Genomic DNA, 24139 nt, shown 5'->3' with positions numbered 1-24139 from the left:
ACGCGTTCAGGCCGCGTCGGTTCCCAGAGTGCCGAGGTAGAGGCCGATGACCTTGGGGTCGTTCAGCAGGTCGCGTCCCGTGCCCTCGTACGCGTCCTTGCCCTGATCGAGCACGTAGCCGCGGTCGCAGATCTGCAGGCAGCGTCGGGCGTTCTGCTCGACCATGATCGTCGTCACGCCCGCCTTGTTGATGTCGGAGACGCGGATGAAGGCGTCGTCCTGACGGACGGGGGAGAGGCCGGCCGACGGCTCGTCGAGCAGCAGCACAGACGGGTCCATCATGAGCGCGCGGGACATCGCGACCATCTGCCGTTCGCCGCCCGACAACGAGCCGGCGCGCTGCTTGAGGCGCTTCCCGAGCTCCGCGAAGATGCCCGTCACGAACTCGAGCCGCTCGGCGTAGATCTTGGGGTTCTGGTAGAGCCCCATCTGCAGGTTCTCCTCGATCGAGAGCGAGGGGAAGACGTTGTTGGTCTGCGGCACGAACGCGACGCCGCGCTTGACGAGCTTGTCGGCCTTGAGCCCGACGATGCTCTCGCCGTTGACCGTGATGTCGCCGTCGCGCACGTTCACCAGACCGAAGATGGCCTTCAGCAGAGTCGACTTTCCCGCGCCGTTCGGCCCGATGATGCCGATCAGCTCACCCTGCCGGGCGACGAGGTTCGCGCCGTTCAGGATGTTGACTCCGGGAAGGTACCCGGCGTGCACGTTCGTCAGCTCGACGACGGCCTTCTCTTCGCTCATGACTGGCGCTCCTCGTCGGTGTCGATCGGGTCGGTGGCCTCGATCTCGGCTTCGGCCTCCGCCTCGATCTGCTGGCGGGCGAGTTCCGCCTCGGCGTCGACCACGGCGATGCGACCGGTGACGGCACCGAGGTCGACGTCCTGGTGCGCGCCGAGGTAGGCGTCGATCACCGCGGGGTCGTCCATGACCTGGTCGGGCGGGCCCTCGGCCACGACGCGGCCTTCTGCCATCACGACCACCCAGTCGGCGATGTGGCGCACCATGTGCATGTCGTGCTCGACGAAGAGCACGGTCATGCCCTCGTCCTTGAGGTCGAGGATGTGATCGAGCAGCGACTGCGTGAGGGCCGGGTTGACGCCGGCCATGGGCTCGTCGAGCATGACCAGGGTCGGGTTGCTCATGAGTGCGCGCGCCATCTCGAGCAGCTTGCGCTGGCCGCCCGAGAGCGCCGCGGCGAAGTCCTTCTCCTTGGCGTCGAGCTTGAAGCGGGTGAGCAGCTCGCGAGCCTTCACCTCGATCTGCGCATCCTGCTTGCGCCAGAGGAAGGGGAACAGGCTCGACCAGAAACCCTCGCCGCGCTGGCCGGTGGCGCCGAGCTTCATGTTCTCGAGCACGGTGAGCAGGGAGAGCGACTTCGTCAGCTGGAAGGTGCGCACCTGCCCCATGCGCGCGACCTTGAACGAGGGGATGCCCGAGAGGTTCTTCCCGTCGAACGACCACGTGCCGCTGTTGGGCTTGTCGAAACCGCACAGCAGGTTGAAGAGAGTTGTCTTGCCGGCACCGTTCGGGCCGATGAGCGCGGTGATCGCACCGCGGGGGATCTCGAGGTGATCGACGTCGACGGCGGTCATGCCGCCGAATCGCCGCTGGACGGCGTCGACCGTGAGGATCGGATCGACCTTGGCGACACCGGGCCCCACGGGTCCGCTGGTGAGGCCGGTCGTCTTCGGGCGCCGAACGCTGCCCGTGGCGGGTGCGACGGGCTCGGGGGTCAGTTCATTTGACAAAGGTCATCTCCCTCTTGTCTCCGAGGATGCCCTGCGGGCGGAAGATCACGAGCAGCATGAGCGCGAGGCCGACGAAGATGTAGACCAGCGTCGCCGCCTGCGTGTCGGACATGGGCAGGAATCCGGCCTTCGCCATCTGCGGGAACAGGTTGGCCATGAAGGCGAACACGACCCAGAAGAGCACGGCGCCCAGCGTCGGACCGAACACCGTGGCCGCGCCGCCGAGCAGCAGGATCGTCCACAGGAAGAACGTCAACGACGTCGTGTAGTTGCCCGGCACGACGGCGGAGGGGAGGACGAAGACGATACCGCCGGCCGCGCCGATCACGCCGCCGACCACGAGCGCCTGCATCTTGTAGGCGAAGACGTTCTTGCCGAGCGAGCGCACCGCGTCCTCGTCTTCGCGGATGCCCTTGAGCACCCGGCCCCAGGGGCTGCGCATCAGGGCCCACACCAGCAGGATGGCGAGCGCCAGCACGATGATGCCGAACACGCGGTTCCACAGGTCGTTCGCCGTGTAGGTCCACGGGCCGAAGCCGTAGGTGCCGTCGGGGAACGGGTTGGCGGCACGGAAGCCGCCGTTGTACTGTGCGAGACCGTCGGCGGAGTTCGTGTACTCGTCGAAGACCTGCGTCGTGAAGAGCAGCCGGACGATCTCGCCCGCGGCGATGGTCGCGATGGCGAGGTAGTCGGCACGCAGCCGCAGGGTCGGGATGCCGAGCAGCACCGCGAACAGGGCGCCGCCGAGCAGACCGATGAGCATGCCGACGAACCAGGGCAGGCCGAAGCTCAGGACGGAGATCGCATAGCCGTAGCCGCCGATCGCCATGAAGGCGGCCATGCCGAAGTTCAGCAGGCCGGCGTAGCCGAAGTGCACCGCGAGGCCGGTGGCCGCGAGCGCGTAGGCGATCGTGACCGGGCTGAACAGGTAGACGGCCGTGTTGGAGAAGATGCTCTCGAAGTTCATGTCGTCAGCCCAACCTTTCCTTGCGGCCGAGCAGGCCCTGCGGTCTCACGAGGAGGATCACGATGAGCACGACGAGCGCGCTCGCGTACTTGAGGTCGGACGGGATCCAGAGCGTCGAGATCTCGACCGCGATGCCGACGATGAGCGATCCGACGAGGGCTCCGAAGGCCGTCCCGAGTCCGCCGAGGGTGATGGCGGCGAAGATGAGCAGCAGCATCTGCATGCCCATGTCCCACTTGACGCCGGGGCGGAAGTAGCCCCACAGCACACCGGAGATGGCGGCGAGGGTGCCGGCGAGGATCCACACGTAGCGGATGACCTTGTCGACGTCGATGCCGGATGCCGCGGCGAGCTGCGGGTTGTCGGAGATGGCCCGCGTCGCCTTGCCGATGCGGGTGCGGGTGAGGAACCACGCCACGCCGAGGATGACGACGATGCTCACGCCCATGGCGATGAGGTCGATGTACGACAGCGAGACCGGACCGAACTGGATCGGCTCGGGGCTCGCCCCCGGGAGCTGTCGCGTGCCGCCGCCGATGAAGTACTGGAAGACGTATCGCAGCGCGAGCGAGAGGCCGATGCTGACGATCATGAGCTGCACGACGCCGAGGCCGCGGCGGCGCAGCGGCCGCCAGATGCCGGCGTCGAGGGCCCAGCCGAACAGACCGCCGCCGATCACAGCGGCGATGATGCCGACCCACAGGGGCAGCTGCCAGAAGGTGGTCGTGACGAGGGCGACCAGGCCGCCCCAGGTCACCATCTCGGCGTGCGCGAAGTTCGACAGGCGCGTGGTGCCGTAGATGAGCGCCGCACCCATCGAGGCGAGTGCGAGCAGGAGGCCGAAGTTCAGACCGTTGACCAGGCGGGACGCGAGCTGATCGATGAAGGTCACCGTGACGCGCTCGCCCTCGCCGAGGAAGAGGTTGAGGATCTTGGTGCCGGTCAGACCGAACTCCACCTCGAACGACGCCGTGGTGCCCGATACGGGCTGTGTGCCCTCGGGCAGCAGGCTGGCGTCGACGATCACGCCGTCGGGGAGGGTGTCCTCGTCGACCGTGATCGTGTAGGTGTCCTTCTCGGGCACGTACAGGCGCCACTTGCCTTCGGCATCCGTCTCGGTCTCACCCTCGAAGCCGTTGCCGGAGACCGAGAGTTCGACGCCCTCGACCGGCTGGTCCTCGTTGGTGATGACTCCGCCGAAGTAGAAGTCGGTGACCTCCTGGCCGTCGTCGGTCGTCTCCGCCGATGCGGCGAGCGGAGGCTGGACGAGGACCGCGGCGAGTGCGAGGAGCACTCCGATGAACGCGACCAGCCACGGGCTCTTCCGGGGGACGGCGATTGTTGTGGATCCCACGCAACCTCCAGTGTGAGTGCACCTTCGCACAGACTTCGACCGTCTCGGGTTGGACGACGCACTTGACTGTAGTGTGCGTTCGGCCAAACGCCTACACGTTTCACACGATCGAAATGTGAGCGGTACCAATACTCCGATCGACCGTCGTGCGCGACGGCCTTTCCTCGTGCGCGGGAATGTTCCCGGGCGCGTCTCGCTTAGAATCTTCATACGGTTTCCCGGTCGGATCCGGCCGGACATTCGATCTCGCACGTCGCGCGACACGCGCAGGAGGAGCATCCATGGAACAGCACGATCCGTTCGGGTTCGTCGGATTGACCTACGACGATGTGCTGCTCCTGCCGGGGCACACCGACGTCATCCCCAGCGAGGCCGACACCTCCTCGCGCGTGACGCGCCGCATCTCGGTCGCCACCCCGCTGCTGTCGAGCGCCATGGACACCGTCACCGAGGCGCGCATGGCGATCGCCATGGCTCGCGAGGGCGGCCTCGGCATCCTGCACCGCAACCTGTCGATCGCCGACCAGGCGGCACAGGTCGATCGCGTCAAGCGCAGCGAGTCGGGCATGATCACCGACCCGATCACCACCAGCCCCGACGCCACCGTCGAGGAGGTCGACGCGCTCTGCGCCCAGTACCGCATCTCGGGCCTCCCCGTCGTCGACGCGGAGGGTCGTCTGGTCGGCATCATCACGAACCGCGACATGCGCTTCGTGTCGGGCTTCGAGCGCCAGTCGACGCTCGTGAAGGACGTCATGACCTCCGAGGGGCTCGTGACCGCTCCGGTCGGCGTCGCCGCGGGCGAGGTCATCGCACTGTTCGCGAAGCACCGCGTCGAGAAGCTGCCCCTCATCGACGACGACGGCACGCTCGCCGGGCTCATCACCATCAAGGACTTCGACAAGAGCGAGAAGTACCCCCTCGCGACGAAGGACGACCAGGGACGCCTGCGCGTCGGCGCGGCGATCGGGTTCTTCGGCGACGCGTGGGAGCGTGCCGAGGCCCTGCGCGACGCGGGCGTCGACGTGCTCGTGGTCGACACGGCAAACGGCCAGTCGCAGGGCGTCATCGACCTCGTCACCCGCATCAAGGCCGACGAGTCGTTCGCGCACATCGACGTGATCGGCGGCAACGTCGCGACCCGCGAAGGCGCGCAGGCGCTGGTCGATGCGGGCGTGGACGCCGTCAAGGTCGGGGTCGGCCCCGGATCCATCTGCACCACCCGCGTGGTCGCGGGCGTCGGTGTGCCCCAGGTGACCGCGGTCTACGAGGCCTCCCTCGCCGCACGCCCGGCCGGCGTCCCGGTGATCGCCGATGGCGGGCTGCAGTACTCGGGCGACATCGCCAAGGCGCTCGTCGCCGGCGCCGACGCCGTGATGCTGGGGTCGCTGCTCGCCGGTACCGACGAGTCGCCGGGCGAGATCGTCTTCCAGTCGGGCAAGCAGTTCAAGCAGTACCGGGGCATGGGCTCGCTGGGCGCGATGCAGACCCGCGGCAAGCAGACCTCTTACTCGAAGGACCGCTACTTCCAGGCCGACGTCCCGAGCGACGACAAGCTCATCCCCGAGGGGATCGAGGGGCAGGTGCCGTACCGCGGCCCGCTCTCGGCCGTGGCCTACCAGCTCGTCGGCGGACTGCGCCAGTCGATGTTCTACGTCGGAGCGCGCACCATCGAGGAACTCAAGCAGCGCGGCAAGTTCGTGCGCATCACCTCGGCGGGCCTCAAGGAGTCGCACCCCCACGACGTGCAGATCGTCGTCGAGGCGCCGAACTACAAGAAGTGAGGCGCACCGCGCGGTGACGACAAGGGGGACGGATGCTTCGGCATCCGTCCCCCTCGTCGTCGTGCGACGTCCTCGTGGCGATCGCGGCCACGAGCCCCCGGCGAAGGGCGGTATGCCAGAATCGGGGAGAACCTGCTCGCCCTTCCCCGAGCTCTCCCGCCGATGAAGGCGACGGGGGAGCAGACGCCCCCACACGGCCGGGGATCTCCCCAAGGAGAGCCACTTTGTCCGCTGACGCCATCCGCGCCCTCGTCGTCGACGACGACCCCGACGTGTCCCTCCTGGTGAAGACCGTGCTCGAACGTCGCGCGGGGTGCATCGTCGAGCTCGCGGTCGATGGCCACGATGCCATCGAGAAGGCGATCACGGTGCGACCGGACGTCGTCGTCACCGACATCGAGATGCCCGGGCTGACCGGCCTCGAGCTGCTGGCCGAGCTGCATCGCCAGGTGCCGGCGGTGCCGGTGGTGGTCATGACCGCCCACGTGTCGGTCGAGTACGCGGTGCAGGCTCTGCGGGCGCAGGCCGACGAGTTCCTCACGAAGCCCCTCGACATGGCCCGACTCGTCGAGGTCGTGCAGCGCCTGGCGGCCGAGGGGCGCCGTCGTCGAGACGACGGACGCCGCAAGGAGATCGTGCTGGCCGTCGGCGCGCATCCCGACGACGTCGAGATCGGCGTGGGAGGGGCGTTGTCCGCGCACGCCGCCGCAGGCGACGACATCACCATCCTCACCCTGTCGCGCGGTTCGCGCGGCGGTGATGCCGACAGTCGCCAGAACGAATCGCTGGCCGCCGCTGAGATGCTGGGAGCCCGCCTCTTCCTCAAAGACCTCGTCGACACCGAAATCTCCGGCGGCGGTTCGACCGTGCGCCTGATCGAGGAGGTCGTGCGGCAGGTGCAGCCGACGATCGTCTACACGCACTCCCCGCACGATCGCCATCAAGACCATCGGGCGATCAACGAGGCCACCACCGTGGCGACGCGCAACGTCGGGACCGTTGCCTGTTACCAGAGCCCCTCGTCGACGATCGATTTCCGCCCTACGCGCTTCGTGCGCATCGACGGCTACGTCGAGCAGAAGCTGCGTCTGCTCGCCTGCTTCGACTCGCAGACCGCGAACCGCACCTACCTCGACCCGGACTTCGTGCGGGCGACGGCCCGGTACTGGTCGCGGTTCGGCGGGGGTGAGGCGGTCGAGCCGCTGGAGATCGTCCGTGAGACGGCCGCCTTCGTCGGCGCCCACGAGTTCGCCCGGCAGGAGAGCTGATCATGTCCCGCATCCTCGTCACCGGGGTCGGCGGTCCCGCAGGCGTCGCCGTCATCCGTTCGCTTCTGCGCCGAGACGATCTCACCGTGTTCGCGGCCGACATGGACGGCTGGGCGGCCGGACTCTACCTCGTCCCGGCCGCGCAGCGGCGGCTCGTCCCTCCGGGGCGCGACGACGACTTCGTGCCCGCCCTCGCCCGCATGGTGGCCGACGACGCCCTCGACCTCGTGATCTCGACCGTCGACGTCGAGCTCGCCGCGCTCTCCGACCGTCGCGACGAGCTGTCTCCGGCCGTGCTGGCCGCGCCGTCGGCCGACACGCTGGCCGTCGCCCTCGACAAGATGCTCCTCGCCGAGCGGTGCGCCGCGACCGGTCACGCGCCCCGCACCGTTCTCGCCGGTCCGGACGCGCAGGCCGTCGATTGGGAGTTCCCCGCCTTCGCCAAGCCGCGTCAGGGTGCGGGCAGCCGCGGTATCCGCATGGTCGCCGACCGATCCGAACTCGATGCGCTCCCGCTCGACGAGGGGCTCATCGTGCAGGACCTGCTGCCGGGCGAGGAGTACTCGGTCGACGTGCTCGCCGACGCCGACGGACGCGTCGTCGCCGCCGTGCCGCGCACCCGCGCCCGCGTGGACTCCGGCGTGGCCATCGCCGGGCGCACCGTGCACGATCCCGCCCTCGAAGAGACCGCCGCCGCCGTCGCCCGCGCGATCGGCCTGGTGGGCGTCGCGAACGTGCAGCTGCGCCGCGACCGCGTGGGCGTGCCGAAGCTGCTCGAGGTGAACCCGCGCTTCCCCGGGGCGCTGCCCCTCACGATCTCCGCCGGTGTGGACATCCCCTCGCTCGTCGTCGACCTCTTCCTGGGCCGGCCGCTCCCGGAGCGGCTCCCGTTCCGGGAGGTGGCCGCCGTACGCTTCCTCGAGGACGTGGTCGTCGAGATCGACGACGTGCTCGTCTCGGAGCACGCCGGTCACCAGGAGGAGCTGTGAGCGACCGCATCCTCCGCGGCGACCATCACGTGCACTCCACGTTCTCCGACGACGCCGTCTCGACCCCGCAGGAGAACGTCGACGCCGCGGTCGCGGCGGGACTCGACACGCTGCGCATCGTCGACCACGTGCGCCGCGACACGACGTGGGTACCGGAGTACGTCGCCGCGATCCGTGCGCTGCGGGTGCCCGACGGACTCACCGTGCTCACCGGCGTGGAAGCCAAGATCCTCGACCGGAGCGGCACGCTCGACATTCCCGCGCTGCCCGCGGGCATCGACCGCATCCTCATCGCCGATCACCAGTTCCCCGGGATCGACGGCCCGTGGGGGCCCACCGCGGTGCGCGAGCGCATGGCCGACGGCTGGGCGCCCGCCGATGTGCTCGACGACTTCCTCGCGGGGGTGATCGGCGCCATGGAGAAGCATCCGGGCAACCAGCTCGCGCACTGCTTCTCGCTCCTGCCGAAGATCGGTCTCACCGAACACGATCTGGGGGCCGAATGTCTGCGCGCGTGGGCGGAGACGGCCGCCCGTACGGGCACCCTCGTCGAGGTCAACGAGAAGTGGGGATGCCCCGCGCCCGCCTCGCTCACAGCCCTGCGCACCGCCGGGGCCGAGATCGTCGCGTCGACCGACAGTCATGTCGCGACCGACGTCGGCCGGTACGATCGCGTGCGGCGACTGCTCGACGGGAAGGGGGCCGCATGATCGGCGACCTCGAATGGTGGCAGACGGCGATCGTCGTGGTCCTCGTGCTCTGCATCCTCGTCGGCACGCTGCCGGTGATCAACACCGGACTGCAGTTCCTCTCGCTGCCGATGCACGCCTTCCGCAACCACTACGACCGCGCCGAGCCGTACCACCCGAACGTCGCGGTGATCATCCCGGCGTGGAACGAGGGTCTCGTCATCGGCCCGGCGATCGAGCGTCTGCTGCAGCTGGAGTATCCGGCCGACCGCCTGCGCGTGTACGTCGTCGACGACGCGTCGACCGACGACACCCCCGACATCGTGCGGGCGAAGGGTCTGGCCCATCCGGGGCGCGTGCACCACCTGCGCCGCGAGGTCGGCGGCGAGGGCAAGGCGCACACGCTGAACCACGGACTCGACATCGTCCTGGCGGATGCCTGGACGGAGGCCGTGCTGATCATGGACGCCGACGTCATCTTCTCGCGCGACTCGCTGCGCAAGCTCACCCGCCATCTGGCGGACGACGAGGTCGGCGCCGTCACCGCGTACATCGCCGAGGGCAGCCGCGACCGCAACTACCTCACGCGCTTCATCGCCGTGGAGTACGTGATCGGACAACTCTCGGCCCGCCGCACGCAGAACGTGCTCGGTGCGATGGCGTGCCTGGCCGGGGGAGCGCAGCTGCACTCCCGCGCCAACCTCGAGGCCATCGGCGGACGCATCCCCACCGGCACCCTCGCGGAAGACACCATGACGACCTTCGAGGGGCAGCTGCACGGTCGACGGGCGGTCTTCGAGCCGCACGCCGTCGTGCTCGCGGAGGAGCCCCGGACGATCGACGCGCTCTGGAAGCAGCGGTTGCGGTGGGCGCGCGGCAACGTGCAGCTCACCTCCATCTACAAGCACCTGTGGTTCCGGCCGAGCCGCGAGCACCAGCTCGGTAGCTTCGCGTTCGGGCTCGGGTGGTTCACCATCCTGCTGCTGCCCGCGTTCATGCTGCTCGCGGCTGCCGCCCTGATCGCGCTGCTGTTCTTCCACAGCGAGATCGCCGGGTGGGTCTTCCGCACGATGTGGGTCGCGGCGGCGTGCATCTATCTGTTCTCGATCCTTTTCTCGGTGCAGCTCGATGGTCGGATCGGCCGGCAGTCGTGGCGCGAGGCGATCATGTTCCCGGGGCTCGGGGCGCTGATCCTCATGGCCGTCGCCCTGTTCCCCTGGCTGCTCGACGACGCGATCCGCGCGGTGGGCGGCACGGTCGACGACCGAACGCGCCTCGCGTGGGCCCTGTTCTTCTATCTCTGGGGCCCGGTCTCGCTGCTCGGTGTGTGGCTGGCCCGCGCCGTCGAACGACTGCCCGCAGGGCGGTTCTTCGCCGGCCTCCTGCTCTACATCTGCGGATACGGGTCGCTGCTCTGCGCGATCACCGTGGATTCCTACATCAAGGAGTGGCGTCGTGCCGACGCCGTCTGGATCAAGACCGAGAAGGTCGGACGGGTCGATTCATGAGCGACATCCCCACGCGCGCACAGGAGACCGAGGAGCTGGCGCAGGACGCCCGCTCGGAGAAGAAGCTGGTGTGGCAGGCGCTCGCCGCCGCCGCGGTCGTGGTCGTGATCGTCGTCGTGCGGGAGCTGCTGCTCCGATGAGCACGCGACCCCTGGCACTCGTGGTGGAGGACGACCTCGACCAGATGGCTCTGCTGCGTCGTCACCTCGATCGGGAGGGCTTCGACGTGTACTCCGCGAACGACGCCGAGTCCGCGATCTCGGCGTTCCCGCACATCCACCCGTCGCTCGCGGTGCTCGACCTGCTGCTGCCGGGCATCTCGGGGCGGGAGTGCGCGACGCGCGTGCGGGAGGCGTTCCCGGATTGCTTCCTCGTGATCAGCTCGGTCCTCGACCGGGTCGACTACCCGGCATCGGACGCCGCGCTGCCCAAGCCGGTGCGCGGGGCCGAGCTGCGCGCGCTGGTGAAGGGCGTCGCGCGATGAGCCCCTATTCCGGTCGTGCCGTCGTCGAACGGCAGTGGCGCAACTACTTCAACGACCCGACGCCGCTGATGAAGCAGGCGCCGACCGCCATCGCAGTCGGCATCGCCGGTCTTCTCGTGGTGCTGGTCCCGGGGATCGCCGTCACGAACGTCGCCGCTGCCGTCGCGGGCATCGCGCTCGTCGCTGTGATGACGGCGCTCGCCGCAGTACTCGCCGCCCGCCGTGTGCACGAGGGCTGGATCGTGCTGATGATCCCGGCCGTCGACATCCTCGCGATCGGCGCTCTGCGCGTCGGCACGGGAGGCACGTCGTCGCTCTTCTCGTCGTTCGTGCTGCTGCCGGTGATCTGGCTGGCGGCCGCGCGAGGGCTGAAGCCGGTGTTCCTGATCGGCGCGCTGACCTCGATCGCCTTCCTCATGCCGCTGCTGCTCGACCCCGCCACCGACGACCTCGCGTGGTTCCGGGGCGTCGTGAGCCCCCTCGTGTTCGCGACGGTCGGAGCGATCGTGAACGAGCTGTCGCGGCTGCAGCGCCTGCGCACGTCGCAGGCCGAGCAGCTCGTGTCGGATCGCACGGCCGCGCTCGCCGAGAACCTCTCGATGGTCGAGCAGCTGCGCACCAGCGAGAAGCAGTACCGCTTCCTGCTCGAGTCCTTCAGCAGCCTGTGGGCGTCGATCACGGCGCAGGCGGTGATCGCGACCGATCACGAGGGCACGATCCTCGCCTGGAACCCCGGGTCCGTTCGCCTGCTCGGCCTCTCGGTCGACGAGGCGCTGGCGGGCGTGCGGGTCGATCGCTTCTTCCCGGCCCAGACCCTCGCGCCGTTCGCCGACCCCGAGGTCGTCGCAGAGCCCGGCGGACTGCCCGCGGGGATGCGCACCCTCTTCGACGAGGCGGATGCCGGGAAGTTCGTCGAGGTCGATGTCGACGTGACCACCGCGGGAGGCTCGACCGTACCCGCCCGGGTGACCGTGAGCCCCTATCAGGGCGCGGACGGAGCTCGCCGCGGCTACCTGCTCGTGCTCACCGACGAGACGCGCGCGGTCGAGCTCGCTCGCATGAAGGACGAGTTCATCGGCATGATCTCGCACGAGCTGCGCACTCCGCTCAGCGCGATCCTCGGCTTCCTCGACCTGCTCCAGAACGACCCCGCGCAGCCGCTCACCGATGATCAGCAGCAGTTCGTGAGTGTCATCGAGCGCAACGCCAACCGTCTGCTCACACTCGTCGGCGACCTGCTCTTCACGGCGCAGGTCGAGTCGGGGCGGTTCCCCCTCGAGCGGGAGGAGGCCGACATCGGCGCCCTTGTGCGTTCGGCCATCACCTCGGCCGGCCCGCACGCCGAGAAGGAGGGCATCACGCTCGACGTGCAGCTGCCCGAGATACCGGTGCGGGTGCAAGTCGACACGACGCGGATCGGTCAGGCCCTCGACAACCTCCTCTCGAACGCGATCAAGTTCACCCCGCGCGGCGGTCGCGTCACCGCCAAGGTCGAGCCGATCGATGGGCAGGTGCGCGTGTCGGTGCGCGACACCGGTGTGGGCATCCCCGCCGACGAGCAGGGGATGCTCTTCACCCGCTTCTTCCGTGCCTCCACCGCCACCCGCAACGCCGTTCCGGGGGTAGGCCTCGGGCTCACCATCACGCGCGCGATCGTGCTCGCCCACGGCGGCACGATGGACGTGGAGAGCGAGGAAGGGGTGGGGACGGAGTTCTGCTTCACCCTCCCTGTGCCCCTGCGCACCGAGGCGATGCGCCTCGGCGACATGCGGCTGAGCTGATAGTCTGATCGGCTCGCCGTCGGCGGGCGGAAGGACGTCCGCACGGTGGGGTATATCGATGTTTCTGGCGTCTCGTTGACGCTTCCCGACGGCAGGCCGTTGCTCGACGAGGTGAGCTTCCGCGTCGGGCAGGGGTCGACGAGCGCGCTCATCGGGCCGAACGGCGCCGGCAAGACGACGCTGTTGCGCATCATCCGCGCCGACCAGCAACCGGACGACGGGGTCGTCACCATCGACGGGGGCCTCGGCGTGATGGATCAGTTCGTCGGGCACGCCTCGTCCGACGAGACGGTGCGCGACCTGCTCGTGCGCGTCGCACCCCGCCGCATCCGCGCGGCGGCCGAAGCGCTCGACACCGCCGAGAACGCCCTGATCGCGCACGACCACCACGACTCGCAGATGGCCTACGCGAGCGCCATCGCTGAGTATGCAGACGCAGGAGGGTACGAGCACGAGACCATCTGGGATCAGTGCACCGTGGCCGCCCTGGGCATCCCGTTCGAGCGCGCGAGATGGCGCGACCTGTCCACCCTCTCCGGGGGCGAGCAGAAGCGGCTGGCCCTGGAGGCGCTGCTGCGAGGACCGGACGAGGTGCTGTTGCTCGACGAGCCGGACAACTACCTCGACGTGCCGGGGAAGAGGTGGCTCGAGGAACGCCTGCAGCAGACGTCCAAGACCGTCCTGCTCGTCTCGCACGACCGCGAGCTGCTGGCTCGCGCCGCAGACCGGGTCATCACTCTCGAACCGGGTGGGGCAGGCGCGACCGCTTGGGTCCACGGCGGCGGGTTCGCCACGTACCACCGCGCCCGCGAGGACCGGCTGGACCGACTCGACGAACTGCGCCGCCGCTGGGACGAACAGCACGCGAAGCTGCGCGCCCTGGTCGCATCGCTCAAGGTCAAGGCGTCGGCGAACGACGGGTTCGCTTCGCGCTACCAGGCTGCGCAGACGAGACTGCGTCGATTCGAAGACGCCGGGCCGCCGGAGGAGCGCCCACGCACCCAGGACTTCGACATGAGGCTGCGCGGCGCACGCACGGGGAAGCGCGCGGTGGTGGCCGACCGCCTCGAACTGACCGGGCTCATGAAGCCGTTCGATGCCGAGGTCTGGTACGGCGACCGCGTGGCGGTTCTCGGCTCCAACGGCTCCGGCAAGTCGCACTTCCTGCGACTCCTCGCCCGGGGCGGGACCGAACCGGACCCCACGCTCGGACACGTCACCTCGGCCCGGGAGCAGGTCGCGTCCGTGCCGCATACCGGAAGCGTCACCCTCGGCGCGCGCGTCGTTCCCGGCCTGTTCGCCCAGACGCACGTCCACCCGGAGTTCGCGGGGCGTACTCTGCTCGACATCCTGCACCGGGGTGACGAGCGCCGAGACGGACTTCCGCGGGATGCGGCGAGTTCAGCGCTCGACCGGTACGGTCTGGTGCGTCAGGCGCAGCAGTCGTTCGATTCGCTCTCGGGCGGCCAGCAGGCGCGGTTCCAGGTGCTGCTGCTCGAACTGAGCGGTGCGACGCTGCTCCTGCTCGACGAGCCGACCGACAACCTCGATATCGAGTCCGCCGAGGCGCTGGAGGATGCGCTCACGCGCTTCGACGGGACCGTGCTCGCGGTCACGCACGACCGATGGTTCGCTCGATCGTTCGATCGATTCCTCGTGTTCGGCACGGACGGTGCAGTGTACGAGTCGGATGTCGCCGTGTGGGACGAGTCGCGGGTGATGCGGGCGCGCTGAGAGCGTAAGGGGCCACGACCCGCCGCACCGCCGCGGGCTGATGCGGCGGGTTGTGACCCCTCAGATGCGCGCGGGCAGGCGGAAGGGGGCGGCCACCGCGGTCGAAGCGTCGATCGCGAGGTCGGCGAGGGTGGCGCCCACGCCGGGCACGAACTTGAAGCCGTGCCCCGAGAAACCCGCCCCGACGACGATGCGCCCGCGGCGGTCGAGAACGAAGGCGCCGTCGTCGGTGGAGGTGTAGGTGCAGCTGAGGGGGACGGCCGAGTCGGGGTCGAGGCCGGGCATCCATTCCCGTACGTAGGCGGCGAGCTCGGCCTGACGGGTCGGACGATGCGGTCGATCATCGGGGTCGACCACGTCGCCCACGAGATGGAAGCCGACCTTCACGCCCTCCCCGGGCGTGGGCATGCCGTACACCGTCGCGGGGAAGGCCGCCGGGTCGACGTAGTGGTTGAACGAGGGCCACTCCGCTGCAGCGTCGCGCGGCGCGAAGTGCGCCGGAGTCTCCTCGGTGACGGTGAGCCGCGGCAGTCCGAGGCCGGGGAGTAGCCGGGCGCTCCACGCGCCGGCGGTCACGACGGCCGTCTCCGCCCGCAGCAGGGTGCCGTCGGCGAGCGCGAGCTCCACTCCGTGGCCGGACTCGTGCAGGCCGGCCACGGGGGTGCGCCAGCGCACCTCGCCCCCCGCCTCGACGATGCGGCGTTCGAGTTCGAGGAGCGCGGCGGATGCCCGCACCACTCCGGCGTCGGCAGACCAGAGCACGTCGCCATCGAAACGCATGCCGGTCCAGCGGGCGCGGGCCTCGGCCGACGACAGCAGCTCCGCGGGGATGCCGCGCTCGTGCAGTCGATCCCGGATGCCGTCGATGTCGGCGTCGCCGTGCGTGACGAGCCCGTGTAGGCGCAGCAGAGGTTCGCCGTCGACGAGCCCGAGGGCATCCCATCCCTCCCGTGCCCGCTGCAGCAGGTCGAGGTAGTGCTCCTCGGCATAGGCGTTGTTGAAGTTGCGGGTGGCGCCGTGCGACGCCCCCTCGCGGTGCCCGCGCGCGAACTGCTCGAGCACCAGTGGCCGCACTCCGCGGCGGGCGAGTTCCCACCCGGTGGCGAGCCCCATCGCACCGCCGCCCACGACGACGACCTCCACGGCATCCGTTCCCATGCGTCCTCCCGACGTCGCCTCCAGTCTCCCAGCCGTGGCCGCCTCCCGTGCCCGGTAGGCTGGGGTGGTGACCATGGAGATCGAGCTCGGCCGAGGAAAGCGCGCGCGACGCGCGTACACGTTCGACGACATCGCGGTGGTGCCCTCGCGGCGCACGCGCAACCCGGAGGATGTGTCGACCGCGTGGACGATCGACGCGTTCGGCTTCGGCATCCCGGTGCTGGGCGCCCCGATGGACTCGGTCGTGAGCCCGCAGACGGCGATCATGCTGGGCCAGCTCGGCGGACTGGGCGTGCTCGACCTCGAGGGCCTGTGGACGCGGTACGAGAACCCCGAGCCGCTGCTCGCCGAGATCGCCGGTCTCAGCGACTCCGAGGCCACCGTGCGCATGCAGCAGCTGTACTCCGAGCCGATTAAGCCCGCGCTCATCACGCAGCGCCTGGCCGAGATCCGCGAGGCGGGCGTCACCGTGGCGGGGTCGCTCACCCCGCAGCGCACTCAGGAGTTCTACGACACCGTCGCGGCGGCGGGGGTCGACCTGTTCGTGATCCGCGGCACCACGGTGTCGGCCGAGCACGTGTCGAGCGTCGACGAGCCCCTGAACCTCAAGAAGTTCATCTACGACCTCGACGTGCCCGTGATCGTCGGAGGTGCGGCGACCTACACGGCCGCCCTCCACCTCATGCGCACCGGTGCAGCGGGCGTGCTGGTGGGCTTCGGCGGGGGTGCGGCGTCGACGACGCGCGCGACCCTCGGCATCCACGCGCCGATGGCGACGGCGGTGTCGGACGTCTCAGCCGCGCGTCGTGACTACCTGGACGAGTCGGGCGGACGATACGTGCACGTGATCGCCGACGGCGGCGTCGGCACCTCGGGCGACATCGTGAAGGCTCTCGCCATGGGCGCGGATGCCGTCATGCTCGGCGTCGCCCTGGCACGGGCGACCGACGCCCCCGGCCGTGGTTTCCACTGGGGTCCCGAGGCCCATCACCCGAAGCTCCCGCGGGGACGCCGGGTGCAGGTCGGCGGCATCGGCACGCTGGAGGAGATCCTCTACGGCCCGGCTCCGGTGGCAGACGGCACGGCGAACCTCATCGGCGCCCTCCGCAAGTCGATGGCCACCACCGGGTACTCCGACCTGAAGGAGTTCCAGCGGGTCGAGGTCGTGCTCGCGCCGTACGAGAACTGATCGCCCCGCCTTCCACCGTGTCCTCCGCCCCGCTGTTCCCGCCGACCCTGCGCGAGGTCATGCTGCGCGGGCGGTGGATCGGCATGCTGCTGTTCTGCCTGCTCGTCGCCGGCGTCTTCGCCTGGCTCGGGCAGTGGCAGTTGGAGCGCGCGATCGAGACCGATCCGCCGGCTCCGGGCGCGACGGAGCAGGTGCAGTCGCTCACCGACGTCATCGAGCCGGGGGAGTACCTGGCGGAACCGCTCGTCGGACAGCGGGTCGAGGCCAGCGGAACGTGGGTGCCCGGCGACTTCCTGGTGGTGGCGAAGCGGTTCAACGACGGTGCCGAGGGCTACTGGGTCACCGGCCAGCTGCGGGTGGCGGAACGGGCGTCGATCGCTGTCGCGATCGGGTGGGCCTCCGACCGGAAGAGTGCGGACGCGGCCGTCGAACGCATGAACGACGACGACGGGTCGATCGTCGAGGTCTCGGGTCGCATCATCTCGGACGAGGGGCCGGCCGTTCCGCCCCACGACGATCCGACGCGCATGGAGCGGATGTCGACGGCCGCTCTGCTCGGCTTCTGGCACGACACCGAGCAGCTCGACGTGTACCGCCCGTACCTCGCGTCGACGACGGCGCTCGGCGGCCTCGACGACATCGCCTCCCCGGCGCCGGCCGAGCAGTCGCCGGTGAACTGGCTGAACGTCTTCTACGCCGCGGAGTGGGTCATCTTCGCGGGCTTCGCGTTCTATCTCTGGTACCGGCTGGCGAAAGACGCCTGGGAGCGCGAGGTCGAAGAGTTCGAGGACGCGGAAGCGGCCTGACGCGCAGTGCACGCGCCCGCTTGCCCCGGGTGAGCACTCGGTGACGAAACGGCGAACACCGTTGAGGATGTCGGTGCCCCTCCGTAGGCTCGCTGACATGCGCGCGTCCCGGCGACGACCCGGGTGGGCGCACGACCGGCCCCACGAGGGCCCGACGTCACCGAAATCCACAATGTCGAGGAGACCGTTCGCATGTCAGCCCCCCACGACGACGCCCGCACGGGAGTCGATCCGTCAGAAGCCCGGAAGCGGGGGCGCACCGGCGCTCTCGCTCTGACCACGGCCGTCGCTCTCGCGTTCGGCTCGATCGGTGCCGCCCCGGCTTTCGCCGTCGACGAGTCCGGTGAGACGCCCGCGCCGGCGGCGACCGAGACCGGCGCGCCGGAGACCCCTGCTCCTTCCACGCCCACGACGGATGCCCCGCCCGCCGCGTCTGCGACGGATGCCGCCGATGACGAGGCGGCCGCCCCGGCGGCGCCCAGCGAGGCGGCACCGGCCGAATCCGTACCCGCCGAGGCTGAGGCTCCGGCGGCAGCGGCCGCGAGCACGCCTCCCACGCACACGATCGCCGAGGTGCAGGGAACCGGCGGCACGTCGCCGCTCACCGGGCAGACCGTGACGGTCGAAGGCGTGGTGACCGCCGACTACCGCACGGGCGGCTACAAGGGCATCGTCATCCAGACCCAGGGCTCCGGCGGTGCCGACGACGCCACTCCGGGCGCATCCGACGGCGTCTTCGTCTACCTGAACGCGCTCGCTCCGTCCCTCGACCGCGGCGACCTCGTCTCGGTCACCGGCACGGTGAGCGAGTACTTCGGTCAGACGCAGATCGCCCCCACCGCACTCAGCGGGATCGAGGTCGTGACGGCAGACGCGGGACTGCCCGCTCTCACGCCCCTCCCCGATACGGTCGTGGGAGCCGACCGCGAGCAGTACGAGAACATGCTCGTCGCGCCCAGCGGCACCTATCGGCTCGCCTCCAGCCACCAGTTGTACAACTACGGGACGCTCTGGCTGAACGCGGGCGACGACCTGAACGTCAAGAGCACCGAGACCACGCGCCCGGGCGATGAGGCGGCCGCGATCGCGGCGGCCAACCGTGCGAACCGGATCCTGCTCGACGACGCCTGGTCGCTCCAGGTGAACAACAAGAACCACCCCGGCGAGCAGCCCTACTTCACGACCGAGCAGGTCGTGCGCAACGGCGATGTCGTCGACTTCAGCGACGAGGGCTACATCCTGCAGTGGGGCTTCGACGACTGGCGCCTGCAGCCGACGGTGCCGATCGACGACTCCTCGCCCGCCGACCTGAAGGTCGGGTTCGAGTCGACCAACCCGCGCCCGACCGCGGCGCCCGAGGTCGGCGGCGACGTGCAGGTCGCGTCGTTCAACGTCTTCAACTACTTCACGACGCTGAAGACCGAGGACTCGGACGCGCGTGGGGCGGCGAATGCCGAGGAGTTCGCGATCCAGAAGTCGAAGATCGTCGCCGCGATCAACGGTCTCGACGCCGAGATCGTCTCGCTCATGGAGATCGAGAACTCGGTCAAGCTGGGAAAGCCGATCGACACGGCGCTGGCCGATCTCGTCGACGGACTGAACGCGGCGGCCGGCAGCGAGGTGTGGGCGTACGTGCCCACTCCCGACGCGCTGAACGACGCCTCGACGACCGACTACATCACCAACGCGATCATCTACAAGAAGGACGCGGTCTCCCCGGTGGGCGACAGCGCGACGGTGACCGACGAGACGGTGTGGGGCAACGCGCGCGAACCCATCGCGCAGGCGTTCGACGTCGACGGTCGCATCGTGACCGTCGTCGCGAACCACTTCAAGTCGAAGTCCCCGCCTTCGGGTGCGGGCGCGGAGCCCGCCGACGGGCAGGGCTTCTTCAACGCCGACCGCGTCGCGCAGGCCGAGGCCGTGCTCGACTTCGCCGGTGAGCTCGAGGAGTCGACCGGCAGCAGCGACCTGCTGCTCATCGGCGACTTCAACGCCTACGGGCAGGAAGACCCGATCGACGTCTTCACCTCGGCCGGCTGGAGCGACCTGGTCGCCGACACCACCGACGGCCAGTACACCTACTCGTTCGACGGTGAGCTCGGCTCTCTCGACCACGTGATCGCGTCGCCGTCGCTCACGTCGTCGATCACCGGGGCCGGCGTCTGGGGCATCAACTCCCCGGAGTGGAGCGACCGGGGCTACGCGTTCGGCGCGGCCGAGGCGGGCACGCCGTACCGGTCGAGCGACCACGATCCGATCATCGTCGGCGTCTCGGCCGACGTGCCGCCGGTGAGCATCGACGTCGTCACGATCAACGACTTCCACGGACGTATCGAGGCCGACGGTGCCGCCGCGGGCGCGGCGGTCCTGGCCGGCGCGGTGCAGCAGTTCCGCGCCGAGAACCCGAACACGATCTTCGCCGGAGCGGGAGATCTGATCGGGGCCTCGACCTTCACGTCGTTCATCAACGACGACAACCCGACCATCGACGCGCTCAACGCCGCCGGCCTCGACGTGAGCGCGGCGGGCAACCACGAGTTCGACCAGGGCTGGGAGGACCTGCGCGACCGTGTGCAGGACCGCGCCGACTTCGAGTACATCTCGTCGAACGTCTTCCTCACCGAGACGGGCGAGCCCGCGCTCGCACCCGCCTGGGTGAAGGAGCTCGACGGGGTGAAGGTCGGCTTCATCGGGGCCGTCACGGAAGACCTCGACTCCCTGGTCTCGCCCGAGGGCATCGCCGACCTGGAGGTGCGCAGCATCGCCGACTCGGTGAACGCGGTCGCAGACGACCTCCGCGACGGCGACGCGTCGAACGGCGAGGCCGACGTCATCATCCTCCTCGTGCACGAGGGCGCCGAGAGCGCGGAGCTCGCCAGCATCACGCCGGAGTCCCCGCTGGGCGAGATCGTCCACGGGGTGGACGACGACGTCGACGCGATCGTGTCGGCGCACACCCACCTCGCCTACAACCACGTCATCGACGGCCGCCCGGTCGTCTCGGCGGGGCAGTACGGCGAGAACCTCGGCAAGATGAACCTGCAGGTCGACCCGCAGACGAAGGAACTGCTGTCGATCACCAACGAGATCAAGCCCCTCACCGCCAACGGCCAGCCGCTGTACCCGGCCGATCCGGCCGTCGCCGAGATCGTCGCGAAGGCGAAGGCCGAGGCCGACGTTCTCGGGGCGGTCAAGGTCGGCGACATCACCGCCGACTTCAACCGCGCTCGTCAGACGAACGGGTCGGAGAACCGCGGTGGCGAGTCCACCATCGGCAACTTCGTCGCCGACGTGCAGAAGTGGTCCACGGGTGCCGACATCGCGCTCATGAACCCGGGCGGCATCCGCGCGAACCTGACGTACGCGTCGTCGGGGGCATCCGACCCCGCGGGCAACGTCACGTACCGCGAGGCCGCCACCGTGCAGCCGTTCGCCAACACCCTGGTCATGCTCACCATGACGGGTGACGAGATCCGGCGGGTGCTGGAGGAGCAGTGGCAGCCGGCGGGTTCGGCGCGTCCGTTCCTGAAGCTCGGCGTCTCCGAGGGGCTGGTCTACACCTACGACCCGACCGCGGCACGTGGGTCTCACATCACCGGCATCACGCTCGACGGGGCGCCGATCGACCCGGCGGCGGAGTACACGGTCGCCGCGAACTCGTTCCTCGCGGGCGGCGGAGACAACTTCTCCACGTTCAAGGAGGGTGACGACAAGCGCGACACGGGCAAGATCGACCTGCAGTCGATGGTGGACTGGTTCGACGCCAACGGCACGGCCGAACCCGATTACGCCCAGCGCGCCATCGGTGTGACGGTCAGCCCGGCGGATGCCGACGGGTACAGCGCCGGCGACCAGGTCACCGTCGCGCTCTCCTCGCTGGCGTTCAGCGCCGGAGAGCCGGCACCCGGCGAGGTCGCGCTGTCGCTGGGCGACATCCCGCTCGTGACGGGCGCCGTCGATCCGACGATCGTGGACACCACCGACGAAGCAGGTCGGGCGACGCTCGTCTTCACGGTCCCGGAGGGCGTCACCGGCGAGCAGCAGCTCACCATCACGGTGCCCTCCACCGGCACGACGGCCCAGGTGCCTTTCGCCATCACCGGTGAGGCGGAGTTCGCCGGATCGATCGAGCTCGGCTCCTCGAAGGTCGCGGCGGGCAAGAAGCTCGTCATCACCGGCGAGGGATACACCCCGGGCGAGACGGTGACCGTGCAGCTGCGACCGAAGAAGGGCGCGCCGATCGAGGCGGGCACCGTGCAGGTCGGGGCGGACGGGGCGTTCCAGGCATCGGTCACCGTGCCGAAGAGCACGCATCCCGGCAAGTACACCGTCGCGGTCGCGCAGGCCGACGGAGACGAGGCCACGGCCACCGTCACCGTCAACCGTGCGGGCGGCGTCGGAGGGATCATCGGCGGCATCATCGACTGGATCATCGACCTCATCTCCGGATGGTGGTGACCCGCGTCGCGATGACGTGAGGCGGAGGCCGTCGGGGACACCCCGGCGGCCTCCGTCGTACCGGCGCTCGCCTCGCGGGCCGGATCGGAGGCGGCGCGGCGCCGACTAGACTGGTCGCATGCCCGAACCGAAAGTCGCCAGCTTTCCGGCGATCCGCGGTGCGCTGAAGTTCTACCAGATCGCCTCGATCATCACGGGAGTCATGCTGCTCCTGCTGCTCGCCGAGATGGTGCTGAAGTACACGCCGATCCACCTCGAGCTCTTCCTCGGCGGCTCGGGAGGGCCGCTGTGGTTCGCCGGTGTCATCGCGGGGCCCGACTGCCAGTGGTGGTCGCTCTTCCTGCCCATGACGAACGCGTGCGAGATGACCTCGCTCGGCGACGGCTTCAACCTCTCGCTCGGCATCCTCGTCGCGCACGGATGGTTCTACGTCGTGTACCTCTTCGCGTGCTTCCGCATGTGGAGCCTCATGCGCTGGCCCTTCAAGCGCTTCATCCTGCTCGCCCTCGGCGGCGTCGTGCCCCTGCTCTCGTTCTTCATGGAGTCGGTCGTCGCCCGAGAGGTGAAGACCTACCTCGCCACCCGGGAGGCCGCCGCGGCCTCCACCCCCGCCCCGGAAGGTGCCCGTTGACCGAACAGTCCGAGACCCAGCAGCGCCCGGCGCTCGTCGTCGACTTCGGCGCGCAGTACGCGCAGCTGATCGCCCGACGGGTGCGTGAGGCCGGCGTCTACAGCGAGATCGTGCCGCACACCGCGACCGCCGACGAGATCGCCGCCAAGAACCCCGTGGCCATCATCCTGTCCGGCGGCCCGTCGTCGGTCTACGAGGAGGGCGCGCCGCGCCTCGACCCCGCGGTCTTCGACCTCGGCGTCCCCACCCTCGGCATCTGCTACGGCTTCCAGTACATGGCGCAGACCCTCGGCGGCGAGGTCGCCCACACGGGGCTCCGCGAGTACGGTGCGACGGATGCCGTCGTCACGGGCGACGGGGGCACTCTTCTCGCCGGTCAGCCCTCCGAGCAGAACGTGTGGATGAGCCACGGCGACCAGGTGTCGCGCGCGCCGGAGGGCTTCGACGTGCTGGCGACCACCGAGGCGACCCAGGTGGCGGCCTTCGCGAACGAGGAGCGCGGCTTCTACGGCGTGCAGTGGCACCCGGAGGTGAAGCACTCCGATCACGGTCAGCGCGTGCTCGAGAACTTCCTGCACAAGGGCGCCGGACTCGCTTCCGACTGGAACAGCGACAACGTGATCGCCGAGCAGGTCGAGCGCATCCGCCAGCAGGTGGGCGATGCCCGCGTGATCTCCGCACTGTCCGGCGGTGTCGACTCCGCCGTGTCGACCGCGCTGGTGCACAAGGCGATCGGCGATCAGCTGACGGCGGTCTTCGTCGACCACGGGCTGCTCCGCAAGGGAGAGCGCGAGCAGGTCGAGAAGGACTACGTCGAGTCCACCGGTGTGCGGCTGATCACGGTCGACGCCGCCGACACGTTCCTCGGCCACTTGAAGGGTGTGACTGATCCCGAGGAGAAGCGCAAGATCATCGGGCGCGAGTTCATCCGCGCGTTCGAGAAGGTGCAGCTCGACCTCGTCGAAGAGGCGAAGGCCGACGGCGGCGCCCCCGTGAAGTTCCTCGTGCAGGGCACCCTCTACCCCGACGTCGTCGAGTCGGGCGGCGGCGCGGGCACCGCGAACATCAAGTCGCACCACAACGTCGGCGGCCTCCCCGACGACCTCGACTTCGAGCTGATCGAGCCGCTGCGCGCCCTCTTCAAAGACGAGGTGCGGGCGATCGGCCGCGAGCTCGGCATCCCCGAGGCGATCGTCGGACGCCAGCCGTTCCCCGGCCCCGGCCTCGGCATCCGCATCATCGGCGAGGTGACGGCGGAGCGCCTCGAGATCCTGCGCGAGGCCGACGCGATCGCGCGCGAGGAGCTGACGAAGGCGGGCCTCGACCAGGAGATCTGGCAGTGCCCCGTCGTGCTGCTCGCGGATGTGCGATCGGTGGGCGTGCAGGGCGACGGTCGCACGTACGGGCATCCGATCGTGCTGCGCCCGGTGTCGAGCGAAGACGCGATGACCGCCGACTGGACGCGGCTGCCGTACGATGTGCTCTCGAAGATCTCGAATCGCATCACCAACGGCGTGCGCGACGTCAACCGCGTGGTGCTCGACGTCACGTCGAAGCCCCCGGGGACGATCGAGTGGGAGTGACG

Annotated in this window: 19 protein-coding genes; 14 read left to right on the top strand and 5 right to left on the bottom strand. The window is 69.6% G+C overall.

Annotated elements, in window-relative coordinates; genetic code table 11:
- Positions 1-6: 6 nt before the first annotated feature.
- From AC3A3J_RS13965 to AC3A3J_RS13950, 4 genes are read right to left on the bottom strand one after another with little or no spacing between them, the layout of a single operon-like run.
- On the bottom strand, positions 7-744 hold the full coding sequence (locus AC3A3J_RS13965) for an ABC transporter ATP-binding protein (RefSeq protein ID WP_487672841.1): 738 nt from the start codon (positions 742-744) through the stop codon (positions 7-9).
- Positions 741-1751 (bottom strand): ABC transporter ATP-binding protein, encoded by a 1011-nt coding sequence (locus AC3A3J_RS13960; protein ID WP_487672840.1) that lies wholly within the window; start codon positions 1749-1751, stop codon positions 741-743. Before AC3A3J_RS13960 ends, AC3A3J_RS13965 begins: the two co-directional genes overlap by 4 nt.
- Positions 1741-2718, bottom strand: a complete 978-nt coding sequence (locus tag AC3A3J_RS13955; protein ID WP_487672839.1) for a branched-chain amino acid ABC transporter permease — start codon at positions 2716-2718, stop codon at positions 1741-1743. The genes AC3A3J_RS13960 and AC3A3J_RS13955 overlap by 11 nt, the downstream gene beginning before the upstream one ends.
- 4 nt (positions 2719-2722) lie before the next feature.
- Positions 2723-4030 (bottom strand): ABC transporter permease subunit, encoded by a 1308-nt coding sequence (locus tag AC3A3J_RS13950; protein WP_487673123.1) that lies wholly within the window; start codon positions 4028-4030, stop codon positions 2723-2725.
- A 323-nt stretch (positions 4031-4353) separates the two neighbouring features.
- Between AC3A3J_RS13950 and guaB the strand changes: the two genes are divergently transcribed.
- The 9 genes from guaB to AC3A3J_RS13905 all read left to right on the top strand — a co-directional run bounded on the left by guaB (position 4354) and on the right by AC3A3J_RS13905 (position 14309).
- Positions 4354-5856 (top strand): IMP dehydrogenase, encoded by a 1503-nt coding sequence (gene guaB, locus AC3A3J_RS13945; RefSeq protein ID WP_487672838.1) that lies wholly within the window; start codon positions 4354-4356, stop codon positions 5854-5856.
- 224 nt (positions 5857-6080) lie between these two features.
- Positions 6081-7124: a PIG-L deacetylase family protein gene (locus AC3A3J_RS13940; RefSeq protein WP_487672837.1), complete on the top strand. Its 1044-nt coding sequence runs from the start codon at positions 6081-6083 to the stop codon at positions 7122-7124.
- 2 nt (positions 7125-7126) lie between these two features.
- Positions 7127-8113, top strand: a complete 987-nt coding sequence (locus tag AC3A3J_RS13935) for an ATP-grasp domain-containing protein (protein WP_487672836.1) — start codon at positions 7127-7129, stop codon at positions 8111-8113.
- Positions 8110-8823, top strand: coding sequence for a PHP domain-containing protein (locus AC3A3J_RS13930; RefSeq protein ID WP_487672835.1), 714 nt, complete (start codon positions 8110-8112; stop codon positions 8821-8823). The genes AC3A3J_RS13935 and AC3A3J_RS13930 overlap by 4 nt, the downstream gene beginning before the upstream one ends.
- Entirely contained in the window at positions 8823-10310 is a 1488-nt protein-coding gene (locus AC3A3J_RS13925; protein ID WP_487673122.1) for a glycosyltransferase family 2 protein, read from the top strand. The genes AC3A3J_RS13930 and AC3A3J_RS13925 overlap by 1 nt, the downstream gene beginning before the upstream one ends.
- Complete coding sequence (locus AC3A3J_RS13920; protein WP_487672834.1) at positions 10307-10450, top strand: hypothetical protein; 144 nt, start codon at positions 10307-10309, stop codon at positions 10448-10450. The genes AC3A3J_RS13925 and AC3A3J_RS13920 overlap by 4 nt, the downstream gene beginning before the upstream one ends.
- The gene (locus tag AC3A3J_RS13915) at positions 10447-10794 is read left to right on the top strand and encodes a response regulator transcription factor (RefSeq protein ID WP_487672833.1); all 348 of its coding nucleotides are present in this window, start codon (positions 10447-10449) and stop codon (positions 10792-10794) included. Before AC3A3J_RS13920 ends, AC3A3J_RS13915 begins: the two co-directional genes overlap by 4 nt.
- Positions 10791-12575: a sensor histidine kinase gene (locus AC3A3J_RS13910; protein ID WP_487672832.1), complete on the top strand. Its 1785-nt coding sequence runs from the start codon at positions 10791-10793 to the stop codon at positions 12573-12575. The genes AC3A3J_RS13915 and AC3A3J_RS13910 overlap by 4 nt, the downstream gene beginning before the upstream one ends.
- A 45-nt stretch (positions 12576-12620) precedes the next feature.
- Positions 12621-14309, top strand: coding sequence for an ABC-F family ATP-binding cassette domain-containing protein (locus AC3A3J_RS13905; RefSeq protein ID WP_487672831.1), 1689 nt, complete (start codon positions 12621-12623; stop codon positions 14307-14309).
- Between the two features lie 60 nt (positions 14310-14369).
- Here the strand turns inward: AC3A3J_RS13905 and AC3A3J_RS13900 are convergent, their stop codons facing one another.
- On the bottom strand, positions 14370-15467 hold the full coding sequence (locus AC3A3J_RS13900) for an FAD-dependent oxidoreductase (protein WP_487672830.1): 1098 nt from the start codon (positions 15465-15467) through the stop codon (positions 14370-14372).
- 73 nt (positions 15468-15540) lie between these two features.
- Between AC3A3J_RS13900 and AC3A3J_RS13895 the strand changes: the two genes are divergently transcribed.
- The 5 genes from AC3A3J_RS13895 (at position 15541) to guaA (ending at position 24137) form a co-directional block, all read left to right on the top strand.
- Positions 15541-16656, top strand: coding sequence for a GuaB3 family IMP dehydrogenase-related protein (locus AC3A3J_RS13895; protein WP_487673121.1), 1116 nt, complete (start codon positions 15541-15543; stop codon positions 16654-16656).
- 59 nt (positions 16657-16715) lie between these two features.
- A complete protein-coding gene (locus AC3A3J_RS13890) occupies positions 16716-17462 on the top strand; it encodes an SURF1 family protein (RefSeq protein ID WP_487673120.1) in 747 nt (248 codons plus the stop codon).
- 192 nt (positions 17463-17654) lie between these two features.
- The gene (locus AC3A3J_RS13885; protein ID WP_487672829.1) at positions 17655-21923 is read left to right on the top strand and encodes an ExeM/NucH family extracellular endonuclease; all 4269 of its coding nucleotides are present in this window, start codon (positions 17655-17657) and stop codon (positions 21921-21923) included.
- A 118-nt stretch (positions 21924-22041) separates the two neighbouring features.
- Complete coding sequence (locus tag AC3A3J_RS13880) at positions 22042-22554, top strand: DUF3817 domain-containing protein (RefSeq protein ID WP_487672828.1); 513 nt, start codon at positions 22042-22044, stop codon at positions 22552-22554.
- Positions 22551-24137, top strand: a complete 1587-nt coding sequence (gene guaA, locus AC3A3J_RS13875) for a glutamine-hydrolyzing GMP synthase (RefSeq protein WP_487672827.1) — start codon at positions 22551-22553, stop codon at positions 24135-24137. The genes AC3A3J_RS13880 and guaA overlap by 4 nt, the downstream gene beginning before the upstream one ends.
- Positions 24138-24139: the final 2 nt, after the last annotated feature.

Source organism: Microbacterium sp. Soil_N32, assembly GCF_057655505.1.
Note: the sequence above shows the minus strand (reverse complement) of the source record. Positions and strands in the feature narration are given on the sequence as shown.